The organism is Chryseobacterium luquanense (genome assembly GCF_026460945.1).
In the GTDB taxonomy this organism is placed as follows: domain Bacteria; phylum Bacteroidota; class Bacteroidia; order Flavobacteriales; family Weeksellaceae; genus Chryseobacterium; species Chryseobacterium luquanense.
Genome location: NZ_JAOVZV010000025.1, coordinates 1 through 12,492, shown reverse-complemented (window position 1 = coordinate 12,492; position 12,492 = coordinate 1). Strand labels below are relative to the sequence as shown.

Below are 12,492 nucleotides of genomic sequence, written 5' to 3'. Positions count from 1 at the left end.
CGGATTGTTTTTTTCAATATCGTTTCCATAGGTTTCACCTACGGCTATTAATGTTGAACCCTTCGGGTTCGCAATACGGATGCTTTATTTCTTCAGATAGTCTTTCACTTTTTGAAGATATGGATACATCACCATATCATCTGAAAATGCAGGAATCAATTGTCTGATATCATCATAAAGTTCTTTCGTTTTCGATGAAACTTTATCCTGATAGCCACAATATTCAATTGCCTGTACAACAGTTATCGCTTCGATTGCCAACACTTCAAAAGCATTTTCAATCACCTTTCTGCAAATCACCGCAGCATTCGTTCCCATGCTTACAATATCCTGATTATCATTGTTATTAGGAATACTGTGAACATACATTGGGTTCGATAACATCTGGCTTTCCGCAGTCGTAGAAGTTGCCGTAAACTGAACGCCCTGCATCCCGAAATTGAAACCCAATTTACCTAAATTTACAAAAGGAGGCAAGATTTCGTTGATTTTTGAATTTAAAAGGTAATTCAGCTGTCTTTCTGCCAACATCGTCAGTTTTGTAACAACGATTTTAAGCTTATCCATTTCCAGAGAAATGTAATCTCCATGGAAATTTCCGCCATGGTAAACGTGTTGGTCTGCTACGTTGATGATTGGGTTGTCGTTTGCGGAGTTGATTTCGTTTTCTAAAACTTTCTCTGTAAATTCCAGTGTATCTAAAACAGGTCCAAGAATTTGCGGAATGCATCTCAACGAATAATATTCCTGCACTTTTTCTTTAAAAACCTTTTCCTGCTCTTCAAAATGAGTGTATAAATGATCTGCTCTTTTTCTGATCAATTTACTGTCAGACAAATGAGCACGCATTTTTTCAGCAATTTTCTGCTGTCCGGCATGAAGTTTCGTTCCGTTCAATACCTCTGAAAAATGATCATCGTATGCCTGAACTATTTCGTTGATTGCACAGGATAATTTCAATGAAATTTCAGTTAACTGATTGGCTTTGTAAGCATTGACAATACCAATTCCAGACATCACTGAAGTTCCGTTCATTAAAGCTAAACCTTCACGAATTTCAACCTGAATCGGTTCTAAACTTTCAATTTCAAAAACCTCTTTAGTTGATTTTCTTTCGCCTTTATAAAAAACTTCGCCTTCACCAATTAATACTAAAGCTAAGTGCGCCAGCTGAACCAAATCACCGCTTGCTCCTACTCCGCCGTGTTCAAAAATCAGCGGCGTAATATCTCTGTTAATTAATTCTTTAAGTAAATTTACAACAGATTCGTGAACACCTGAATTTCCTAGTGACAAAGTATTTAATCTTGCCAACATACAGGCTTTCACCTCATCTGCAGGAAGCGGATTCCCGATACCTGAAGAGTGACTTCTGATTAAATTATACTGCAACTGATGCGTATCTTCATCGCTGATTTTGAATTGCGCCATCGGCCCAAAACCGGTATTCACACCATAAATTACTTTATTTTTTGAAAATTCTTTAAGAAAAGAAAAACTTTCATTCACCCTCTGGAGAAGTGATGGATCTAATTCTATGCTTTCGTTTTCAATTATAATTCTCTGAAAATCTCTCAGTTCTAAAAAGTTATTTATTTTCATCAATTAAAAGTAATAGATATAATTTTGTAAAATATAATTAATTGTCACTAATTTTGCGCAAAGATAAAAGTTTTATTAAACAAATGGACAAAGAAATTGTTGATGTTTTAGTAATTGGAGCTGGGCCTTCCGGATGCGTATCTTCTGCTTATCTGAAGAAGAATAACATCAATGTGAAGGTGGTCGAAAAGACAAAATTTCCGCGGCTTGTGGTGGGTGAAAGCCTTATTCCGCGGGTGATGGATCATTTTGACGAGGCCGGATTATTTCCTGCACTCGATAAAATGGGCTTCGAAAAAAAACTCGGCGCACGTTTTATGCGTGGCAATGAAGTCTGCATCTTTGATTTCAGCAACAAATTCGGGGAAGGCTGGGACTGGACGTGGCAGGTCCCGAGAGCTGATTTCGACAATACTTTGGCTCAGGAAGTCATCAATAAAGGCGTTGATCTTGAATTTGAAACCGAAGTGATTGGCATTGAATTTAACGGAACCGATTCTATCACCACCGTAAAAAACAAAGACGGAAAAACGAAAGAAATCCATGCGAAATTCGTGATCGATTCCAGCGGTTACGGAAGAGTTTTGCCAAGACTTTTAGATTTAGAAAAACCCTCAAAACTTTCTCCGCACTCAGCAATTTTTGCTCATGTGGAAGACATCAACAGAGAAGAAGGCGAGGAGGGAACTTTGATTTCTTTTGATATTATTGAAACGGAAGTCTGGCTTTGGGTAATTCCTTTTTCTAACGGAAATACGAGCGTTGGCATTGTCGGACCCACTGAATATATTGACAAATTATCTAAAAACGGCGATGCTGCGGAGGCTTTGAGAAAAGCAATTTCTCTGTCGGATTATTATGTAAAACGTTTCGGAGATGTGGAATTTTTATTTGAACCGAGACATTTGAAAGATTATTCATGTTCCGTTAAAAAATTATACGGAGACGGATTTGCGTTGACGGGTAATGCGTCAGAATTTTTAGATCCTGTTTTCTCGTCAGGAATGGCATTTGCCACAGAAGGCGGAATGACGGCAGCAAAATTGGCAATCCGGCAGTTAAACGGTGAAAAAGTCGACTGGCAGACAGAATTTGCGGATTATATTTTATACGGCGTGAACGTTTTTACAACGTACGTGAAAGAATGGTACACTGGAAATCTTCAGGAATTATTTTTCCACCAACCTGAAAATCCTGATGTGAAAAGGAAAATCTGTGCAGTTCTCGCTGGATATGTTTGGAATAAGAAAAATACTTTTGTGAGAATACATGACACAGCGGTTGTCAACTTAGCCAATTTCATTAAAACAGAAAAAGAAAAAGCATAAAAAAACGGTCTGAATTTTCAGACCGTTTTGTTTTATTTTAAAGCTTTCTTCAGTTCTTTTCCGAACTCTTTTCCCGTTTTTTCGTAGGCTGCTGAAATTCTTCCGTATTCCATTCCGTAATCGACTTTGCTACCAGTACCTTCAATTTTATCACCTTTTAATGTTGCTAAAACATTTGAAGGATTTGCCGTTTCCACGATTGTAATTTCTGCAGACAATTTTCCGGGTTGCGTGACGAAACCTTGCCATCCGGCATACATCCATTTTGGATGAATGATTAATGTGTATTTTGTTTCAACATTTTGGGCAAATTTAATCTTCTTTGATTTATTTAATCCTTCAATAAATTTTTCCGTCCAAATAGTTTCTACATGCTGTTCCCAAGTATCAATCCAGGTTTTCCATGCAACTTCGCTTTTTTTGGCTACCGTTTCTTTATGTCTTCTGTCCAGATATTCAGTTTCTGTAAAATTTTCAGCCTGAAAAAGTGGACTCCCGTAATTACGTTCAACATTCACTTCGGTTTGACCTTTCAGAAAACTCAGGTTTCCCGATTCGATCGTTAATTTATCTTGAGCGAGAATTGTCGTGCTCACTGCAACGAACAGAAAGAGAAATATTTTTTTCATAGTTTAAATTAAGACTGCAAATATAGTATCAGAAAAGAAAATTCACTTTAACAAAACGATACTATTTCCAACTTATTCGAATAAAATTTAAAAATTATCTTAAATCTAAAAAATTAATCGGTTTTCTGCTGTTCGGATTAAAAACCGTTTTAGACAAAACATCAAAAGCAACAATTTCAATTTTCGGACTTACTCTTAATTTTGCTCTGAAATGATCACGAACTTCGCCTTCAAAGCTTTCATCTTCTCTTTCTGTACTAAGTTTAATGATAATTTCATCCAAACCAATTTCATTTGATTGAATTACAATCTGGTAACACAAAATTCCGTCAAAATCATTCAGAATATCGTTCATTGCAGGCGGATACAGCGTTGTCCCTTTATATTTAATCATCTGCTGTTTTCTGCCGACAACCGGACCCAATCGCATCGTATTTCTGCCACATTCACAAGGTTCGTAATGCGCTTTAACTAAATCTCCCGTTTTAAATCTTAAGAGAGGTAAAGCCTCAACACCTAAAGTCGTAATGGTCAGTTCGCCGCTTTCACCCTCGTTCACAGGATTTTCTTCTTCATCAAGAATTTCCGCAATAATCAATTCAGGATGCTGATGTCCGCCGATCTGAAATTCACATTCTGTAAATGCAGTGCTCATTTCTGTAGATGCATAAGTAGAGAATAATTTAATATCCCACTTCTCTTTTATCTTCTGCGAAAGAATATTATCTGAAAAATCCTGATTTTTGATGCTTTCACCAATGCAGACCGCTCCGATAACGCTTGAACTTTTGTAATCAATCCCATGTTTCTCAGCGTAGTCAATCATTTTTAAAAGAAATGATGGTACCGTGATCAAATACTTAGGTTTATATCTGAAAATCGAATCCCATTGCAGTTCGGGAATTCCGGGTCCCATTCTGATGACACTCGCGCCCATTTTTCTTAAACCTAAAAGATAGGCAAGTCCAGCAATAAATCTTTTATCAATCGTCGTAATCATCTGTACAACATCACCCTTTTGAATTCCTGCGCAGGCAAGAGATATCGCTTCGTTGTAAGCAATTCTTTCCATATCTTTTTCGGAAAGACCGAAAGTTACGGGATCGCCCAATGTTCCTGATGTTGTGCTGTAATCGACAATTTGATTTTGTGGAACACAGAAAAAATCATCATTGTTCTGTTGAATATCATTCTTCGATGTCGTCGGAATTTTCTGCAAATCTTCCAAAGTTTGAATCTCAGAAACCTGAATATTATTTTCTTTGAATAATTTCTGATAGAAGGGCGAATTCATCTCAAGATATTGTAAAAGCCCATGAAGTTTTTCTTCCTGAAACGTTTTGATGTCCTGAATGCTTGATTTCTCGATGAGTGGGAAGAGTTCCAATAGTTTAAATTTAGATGACAAATTTATTTAAATTAAAATTAAAAGTTGGATGCTAATTTCGTTCCCACGGATCACACAGATTTTCACAGATGATTGTTTTAAAATTTAATCTTAAAAATCTGCGTTATCTGCAAAATCTGCGAGAGAAAAAATAGGTTTTGGCTAAAGCCAATATAATGTGGCGATATTGAAAGCGGGCTAAAGCCCGCTCCTATTGATAAAATAGCAAGTTGTTCATTTGGTAAATTGTGAAAATTCACATTTGACCATTCACGATTCACCGTTGAAAACCGTTTCAATTTTTGCAAACTTTTCAATAAACTGAATCAAAATAAAACATATATTATAAACCGACAAAAATCACTAAATTTGCCAACTTGATTAATCAACGAAATTGAGAAATTACAATGAGCCAATTTAAAGAATATAAAAACCTCAACCTGATAGACGTAGCCGAGAATGTTGCGGAATTTTGGAAAGCCAATAAAACCTTTGAAAAAAGTGTTGAAACCCGTGAAGGAAATCCTGAGTTTGTATTTTATGAAGGTCCGCCTTCAGCAAACGGGATGCCCGGAATTCACCACGTCATGGCAAGAGCGTTGAAGGATATTTTCTGTCGTTACCAGACTCAGAACGGAAAACAGGTTTTCCGTAAAGCGGGTTGGGATACGCACGGACTTCCTGTGGAATTAGGAGTTGAAAAAGAACTAGGGATTACAAAAGAAGATATTGGCAAAAAAATTTCGATTGAAGATTACAACAAAGCTTGTCGTGAAGCGGTAATGCGTTACACGGATGTCTGGAATCACCTGACCGAAAAAATCGGCTACTGGGTAGATTTGGAAGATCCGTACATCACGTACAAATCAAAATACATGGAAACCGTTTGGTGGTTATTGAAGCAGTTGTACAGCAAAGATTTGTTGTATAAAGGCTACACAATCCAGCCTTACTCTCCGAAAGCAGGTACCGGACTTTCTTCTCACGAAGTAAACCAGCCGGGAGCTTACCGTGACGTTACCGATACGACGATTGTTGCACAGTTCAAAACACTTCCTGAAACATTGCCTTCGTTTTTACAGGGTTTTGGAGATGTACATTTCTTAGCCTGGACGACCACTCCATGGACACTACCTTCAAACACCGCTTTGACCGTAGGACCGAAAATCGATTATGTTTTAGTAAAAACATTTAACCAATATACTTTTGAGCCGATCAATATTGTTTTGGCTAAAGCTCTGACCGGAAAACAGTTTGGTAAAAAATTCATTGAGGGAACTGACGATGATTTCGCCAATTACACTTCATCAAGCAAAACCATCCCTTTCCAAATTCTTGGGGAATTCAAAGGTGCTGATTTGGTTGGGATTAAATATGAGCAGTTATTGCCGTACACTTTACCTTACCAAAATCCTGAAAATGCGTTCAGAGTAATTTCGGGAGACTTTGTTACGACTGAAGACGGTACAGGAATCGTTCACACTGCGCCAACTTTTGGTGCTGATGATGCGAAAGTTGCGAAAGAAGCAACGCCTGAAGTTCCGCCAATGTTAGTTTTAAATGAATTCGGAAATCCGGTTCCGTTGGTTGATTTGCAGGGGAAATTCACTTCGCAAATGGGAGATTTCGCAGGTAAATATGTGAAAAACGAATATTACGATGCGGGAACAGCACCAGAGAAGTCTGTTGATGTAGAAATCGCAATCCGTTTAAAAGAAGAAAATAAAGCTTTTAAAGTTGAAAAATATGTTCACAGTTACCCACACAGCTGGAGAACTGATGAGCCACTTTTATATTATCCGTTAGATTCTTGGTTTGTAAAAATGACGGCGGTAAAAGACCGTTTGGTAGATTTAAACAAAGAAATCAACTGGAAGCCGAAAGCTACAGGAGAAGGGCGTTTCGGGAATTGGCTGGAAAATGTGAACGACTGGAACCTTTCCCGTTCAAGATATTGGGGAATTCCATTGCCAATCTGGAGAACAGATCCTTCGACAGGCTCAGCACAGGAGGAAATCATCATTGGTTCTGTTGAAGAGTTGTACAATGAGATTGAAAAATCTATCGCAGCAGGTTTGATGAAAGAAAATCCATTCAAAGGATTTGAAATCGGAAATATGTCTGAAGAAAACTATTCTTTGGTTGATCTTCACAAAAATATCGTTGACAAGATTGTTTTGGTTTCAGAATCAGGAAAAGCAATGAACCGTGAAAGCGACCTGATTGACGTTTGGTTTGACTCAGGATCTATGCCTTATGCGCAACTACACTATCCGTTTGAAAACAAAGAGTTAATTGACAACAATAAAGCATTCCCTGCAGATTTTATCGCAGAAGGAGTTGACCAGACCCGTGGATGGTTCTACACACTTCACGCAATCGGAACTGCGGTTTTTGATTCAGTTGCTTATAAAAATGTAATGAGTAACGGACTTGTTTTGGATAAAAACGGTCTGAAAATGTCAAAATCTAAAGGAAATGCGGTTGACCCGTTTGAAACTTTAGCAGTTTACGGACCGGATGCTACACGTTGGTACATGGTTTCGAATGCAAACCCTTGGGAAAACCTGAAATTTGATATCGAAGGAATTGATGAAGTTAGAAGAAAATTCTTCGGAACGCTTTACAATACCTATTCATTCTTCACTTTATATGCAAATGTTGACGGATTTAAATATGCTGAAAAAAATATTGAAAACCGTCCTGAAATCGACCGTTGGATCTTATCTGAATTGAATCTTTTAATCAAAGAAGTTAAAGCTTTCTACGAAGATTACGAGCCGACAAGAGTGGCAAGATCGATCAGCAATTTTGTGAATGATAACCTGAGTAACTGGTACGTAAGATTATGCAGAAGACGTTTCTGGAAAGGAGATTATTCTGATGACAAAATCTCTGCTTACCAGACTTTATATACCTGTCTTGAAACTGTTGCCAAACTATCTGCACCAATCGCTCCGTTCTTTATGGATCAGTTGTATCAGGATTTGAACGCAGCTACCGGAAAGGAAACTTTTGAATCCGTCCACTTAACAGATTTCCCGATTGCCGATGAAAGTTTAATCGATCAGGATTTGGTTGAGAAGACGCATTTAGCTCAGAATATTACGAGTATGGTCTTCTCTCTGAGAAAGAAGGAAAACATAAAAGTACGTCAGCCTTTACAGAAAGTGTTGATTCCTGTTTTGGATAAGAAAACTGAAGAGCAGATTTTAGCGGTTTCAGAATTAATTAAGCAGGAAGTTAATGTTAAAGAATTACAGTTAATCAATGCTGAAGAAGCGTCACATTTAATTGTAAAACAGATCAAACCGAACTTCAAAACTTTAGGTTCAAGACTTGGAAAAGACATGAAAGTAGTTGGGAATGAGATTTCTAATTTCACACCGGAGCAAATTTCAGCTTTAGAAAAAGAAGGAAGAGTAAAAATCCAGGGATATGAAATTACAACAGCTGATGTAGAAATTTCAACGAAAGATATCCCGGGATGGACGGTAACTTCTGACGGAAAAACAACTGTGGCATTAGATTTGACGCTAACAGAAGAATTAAAATCTGAAGGTATCGCAAGAGAGTTTATTAACAGGATCCAAAATCTTAGAAAAGAGAAAGATTTTGAATTAACAGACAGAATAAACATCATTTTGGAAGAAAATACACCATTTTTGGAACAAATTAAGCAAAATGAGGAATATATTTCATCTGAGGTCTTGTCAAATAAAATAGAAATTGTATCTTCACTTTCAAATTTTAACGAAATCGACATCGATGACCTTAATTTTAAAGTAAATGTTGAAAAAAATTAATATTTAATTATTGTTTTTTCAAAATCCATTTCATAAATTTATTAAAAAAGAAAAAGACAATGCAAGACGAAAGGGTAAGATATAACGACTCTGATTTACAGGAATTTAAAAAGTTAATCAAAGATAAAATAGAAAAAGCAGAGAAAGATCTGCAGTTGATTAGAGAAAGTTTCATCAACGATCAAAACAACGGAACTGACGACACATCACCAACTTTCAAAGCATTTGAAGAAGGTGCAGAAACGCTGAGTAAAGAGCAAAACTCTATTTTGGCAGGAAGACAGGAGAAGTTTGTGAGAGATCTGAAAAATGCTTTGATCAGAATTGAAAACAAAACATACGGTGTGTGTAGAGTGACCGGAAAACTCATCCCGAAAGAAAGACTTTTGGCAGTTCCACACGCGACTTTAAGCATTGAAGCTAAAAATATGCAGAGATAATTATTTTTATCTTATTTTTGTAAATAATTAATTGGGTTTATAATTTGTTTTACGACATTTTATAAACCTAATTTTTAATTATATCTATGACTGAATTTTTAATTTTAGCGGTGATTGTACTTGCTGTTTTATGGTTTTTCAACAGAGAAAAAATAAAACAGAAGTTCTTTCCTGAAAAGGAAAAAAATTATACAATTGACGATAAATTTAATTCAGATAAGAGAGAAAGAGAAAAAGAAATCGATCACCTTCTGAGTAAAATGGGTAAAAACGGAATCAACGATTTGTCTGCAAAAGACAGAAAAAGACTCGACGAACTTTCTAAACATTAATTTAAAATAAAATCGTTGTTAAAGCTTTATTTTAAGCTAAAACTTCGACTACAAACCAACTATAATGGAAGCATTAATTGTACACCCAAAAAATCAAATGGAGCTGAATGCACTGAAAAGTGTAATGAAAGACATGGGAATTCGTTACGAAAAATTTCACACACGAGGCGCAAAAACTCAGACATTCGAACCTCGTACTCCTGCAGTGAAAAAAGATAAGCCAGTAAAAAACTTTAAGGACAAACCAAAGCCGAATTTGTAATGAAGAAGATTGCACTTATCACTTTTCTTATTTTATTGATCGATCAGGCATCAAAAATTTATGTTAAAACTAATTTTAGTCTTAACGACAGTGTTTCTGTTTTTCCTGGTTTTAAATTAACTTTTGTTGAGAATCCTGGAATGGCGTATGGTTTTCATTTTGGTGGAATGCTTGGCAAATATTTTCTGGTAATCGTTCGTATTTTCTTAATTGGCGGAATGGTTTATCTGTTTAAAAAATGGTTGGCAAGAGGTGAATCAAATTATCTAATTATTCCAATGGCCATTATTTTCGCCGGAGCTATCGGAAATCTATTAGACGGAATGTTCTACGGATTAATCTTCGACAGCGGAATGGTTTATGACGAAAGCGTCAATCAGTGGATTGGTTACGGCGGAGTGTCTAAACTTGTTCCTTTCGGTGAAGGTTATTCAACATTTATGAAAGGTTGTGTAGTTGATATGCTTCATTTTCCTTTGGTTGATTGGACGGTTCCTGATAGCTGGCCTTTAATTGGCGGAAAACACTTTGAATTCTTCAAATATATTTTCAATGTTGCCGATTCTGCAATTACTGTAGGTGCTGCATTATTATTAATATTTAGAAAGAAAGCTTTCCCGAATGGATTAGAATTTTAAAATATTTCATACTTTTATGAAACCTTTTAAGGGTGCAAAATGTATGAAAAAATTAATTAAAAATACAATCAAAATCTTCCTGCTGCTTTTCGTGGCAGGAATTATTTTTGTCATCTGGTCAAATTTCACCATCAAAGATCAGACGAAAAATTTCGTTACTTCAGATCTTTCAAAACTACCTACAGAGAAAACAGGACTTCTTTTGGGAACCAGTAAAACTTTATCCAACGGAAATCCAAACGCATACTTTTTTAACAGAATAAAAGCAGCATCAGACTTATATAAATCTGGAAAGGTTCAAAACATTATTGTAAGCGGAGATAATTCTCAAAAGGATTATAATGAACCTGAGGAAATGAAAAACGAACTGATCAAAGCCGGAGTTCCCACTGAAAAAATCTTTGAAGACTTTGCAGGTTTCAGAACTTTAGACTCAGTCGTTCGTGCAAAAGAGATTTTCGGACAGAATTCTTACATTATCATTTCACAGAAGTTTCACAATGAGAGAGCTGTTTTTCTTGCACGAAAAAACGGAATTGAAGCATTTGGTTATAATGCTGCAGACGTAAATAAATATGCAGGTTTCAAGACCAATGCAAGAGAAAAACTAGCCCGAGCAAAGGTTTTCTGGGATTTTACGTTTGGGGTAGAACCGAAATATGGTGGAGAGAAGATTTTGATTCCATAGCTTTAGTCTCTCGCTGATTTCACCGATTACGAAGATTTTCAGCTAAATGTCTTTACTCGTATTAATCCACTAAATCATTATAATCTGAGTAAAATATTTTAAGTTTTGGCTAAGCCCAATCTTTTATGTTCTATTAAGCAGGCTAAAGTCTGCTCTTATTGACACAAATTCACACAATCATTTGTGCAAATCCGTGCAATCTGTGGGATTATACCTAAATTTGCAATTCAATAAATTTTTAAAATAATTTTAAACAAATGTCAAGAATTCTTACCGGCATACAAGCCACCGGAACGCCGCACCTTGGTAACCTTCTAGGTGCTATTATTCCTGCAATTGAGCTGTCAAAGCAAGCAGGAAACGAATCATTTTTATTTATTGCGAATCTGCACTCACTTACACAGATTAAAGATGCAAAAGAACTTAAAAATAACACCTACGAAATTGCTGCGGCTTGGCTTTCTTGTGGATTAGATACCGAAAAAACATTCTTTTACAGACAGAGCGATATCCCTGAAACCTGTGAACTATCTTGGCATTTATCATGTTTTTTTCCTTATCAGAGATTGACTTTAGCACATTCATTTAAAGATAAAGCAGACCGTTTGCAAGATGTTAATGCAGGTTTGTTTACCTATCCTATTTTGATGGCTGCAGATATTTTATTGTATGATGCCGAAATTGTTCCTGTAGGAAAAGATCAACTTCAGCATTTGGAAATTGCGCGTGATGTTGCATCAAGATTTAATAATCAGATGGGCGAAGTTTTGGTTTTACCACAAGCAGAATTGCAGGAAGACACGAAATATGTTCCAGGCGTTGACGGCCATAAAATGTCTAAATCCAGAGGAAACATCATCAATATTTTCTTGCCTGAAAAAGAACTAAAAAAGCAGGTTATGAGTATCGAAAGTGATTCTAAATCTTTAGAAGAGCCAAAAGATCCGTCTACAGACAAAACTTTTGCTATTTATGAATTAATTGCAACTGCTGAACAAACTGAGGAATTAAGAGCTAAATATCTAGCCGGAAACTTTGGCTACGGTCATGCTAAAAAAGAGCTTTTAGAGTTAATTCTAACAAGATTTGAAAAAGAAAGAGAATTGTTTTCTTACTACATGAACAATCTTGATGAACTGGAAGCAAAACTTCAGGAAGGAGCTGTTAAAACGAGAGGAATTGCAACACAGACGATTCAGAGAGTAAGAGAAAGTTTAGGAATTTAATCAAATATTTTCTAATAAATATAGTTTCGGCGGCACCAAAGGTGCCGCCGAAGCTTTTTACTAACAATTAAATTATAAATTCATAAACAATTTAGGGTTCACAGGCGAATTGTTTTTATGCACTTCATAATGCAAATGTGGTCCTGTAGAACGT

General features: G+C 36.2%; 12 protein-coding genes. 8 read left to right on the top strand and 4 right to left on the bottom strand.

Annotated elements, in window-relative coordinates; all coding sequences use genetic code 11:
• Nucleotides 1-84 precede the first annotated feature (84 nt).
• Complete coding sequence (flxA, locus tag OEA66_RS19075) at nt 85-1,602, bottom strand: flexirubin biosynthesis tyrosine ammonia-lyase FlxA (protein WP_267282902.1); 1,518 nt, start codon at nt 1,600-1,602, stop codon at nt 85-87.
• 83 nt (nt 1,603-1,685) lie between these two features.
• On the opposite strand from flxA, the gene OEA66_RS19070 reads away from it, so the two are divergent.
• Nucleotides 1,686-2,930, top strand: a complete 1,245-nt coding sequence (locus OEA66_RS19070) for an NAD(P)/FAD-dependent oxidoreductase (RefSeq protein ID WP_267282901.1) — start codon at nt 1,686-1,688, stop codon at nt 2,928-2,930.
• Between the two features lie 32 nt (nt 2,931-2,962).
• On the opposite strand, the gene OEA66_RS19065 is transcribed toward OEA66_RS19070, so the two are convergent.
• Both OEA66_RS19065 and flxY read right to left on the bottom strand, forming a co-directional pair.
• Nucleotides 2,963-3,559 carry a hypothetical protein gene (locus OEA66_RS19065; protein WP_267282900.1) on the bottom strand — a complete coding sequence of 199 codons (597 nt, stop codon included), beginning with the start codon at nt 3,557-3,559 and terminating at the stop codon, nt 2,963-2,965.
• Nucleotides 3,560-3,653: 94 nt separating this feature from the next.
• Nucleotides 3,654-4,946 (bottom strand): flexirubin biosynthesis putative acyl-CoA ligase FlxY, encoded by a 1,293-nt coding sequence (flxY, locus tag OEA66_RS19060; protein WP_267282899.1) that lies wholly within the window; start codon nt 4,944-4,946, stop codon nt 3,654-3,656.
• A 407-nt stretch (nt 4,947-5,353) separates the two neighbouring features.
• Here flxY and ileS point away from each other — a divergent pair, with 407 nt between their 5' ends.
• The 7 genes from ileS to trpS all read left to right on the top strand — a co-directional run bounded on the left by ileS (nt 5,354) and on the right by trpS (nt 12,338).
• Entirely contained in the window at nt 5,354-8,752 is a 3,399-nt protein-coding gene (gene ileS, locus OEA66_RS19055) for an isoleucine--tRNA ligase (protein ID WP_267282898.1), read from the top strand.
• 59 nt (nt 8,753-8,811) lie between these two features.
• Nucleotides 8,812-9,192 (top strand): TraR/DksA family transcriptional regulator, encoded by a 381-nt coding sequence (locus OEA66_RS19050; protein ID WP_129535779.1) that lies wholly within the window; start codon nt 8,812-8,814, stop codon nt 9,190-9,192.
• Between the two features lie 86 nt (nt 9,193-9,278).
• The gene (locus tag OEA66_RS19045; protein WP_267282897.1) at nt 9,279-9,524 is read left to right on the top strand and encodes a DUF6576 domain-containing protein; all 246 of its coding nucleotides are present in this window, start codon (nt 9,279-9,281) and stop codon (nt 9,522-9,524) included.
• A gap of 64 nt (nt 9,525-9,588) precedes the next feature.
• Nucleotides 9,589-9,786, top strand: coding sequence for a DUF2683 family protein (locus OEA66_RS19040; RefSeq protein WP_219969626.1), 198 nt, complete (start codon nt 9,589-9,591; stop codon nt 9,784-9,786).
• Complete coding sequence (locus tag OEA66_RS19035; protein WP_267282896.1) at nt 9,786-10,424, top strand: lipoprotein signal peptidase; 639 nt, start codon at nt 9,786-9,788, stop codon at nt 10,422-10,424. Before OEA66_RS19040 ends, OEA66_RS19035 begins: the two co-directional genes overlap by 1 nt.
• A gap of 43 nt (nt 10,425-10,467) precedes the next feature.
• Nucleotides 10,468-11,112 carry a SanA/YdcF family protein gene (locus OEA66_RS19030; RefSeq protein ID WP_267282895.1) on the top strand — a complete coding sequence of 215 codons (645 nt, stop codon included), beginning with the start codon at nt 10,468-10,470 and terminating at the stop codon, nt 11,110-11,112.
• A gap of 257 nt (nt 11,113-11,369) precedes the next feature.
• Entirely contained in the window at nt 11,370-12,338 is a 969-nt protein-coding gene (gene trpS, locus OEA66_RS19025) for a tryptophan--tRNA ligase (RefSeq protein ID WP_267282894.1), read from the top strand.
• Nucleotides 12,339-12,410: 72 nt separating this feature from the next.
• On the opposite strand, the gene OEA66_RS20550 is transcribed toward trpS, so the two are convergent.
• A partial coding sequence (locus OEA66_RS20550; protein ID WP_375379305.1) for a M23 family metallopeptidase occupies nt 12,411-12,492 on the bottom strand: 82 nt, incomplete at its 5' end.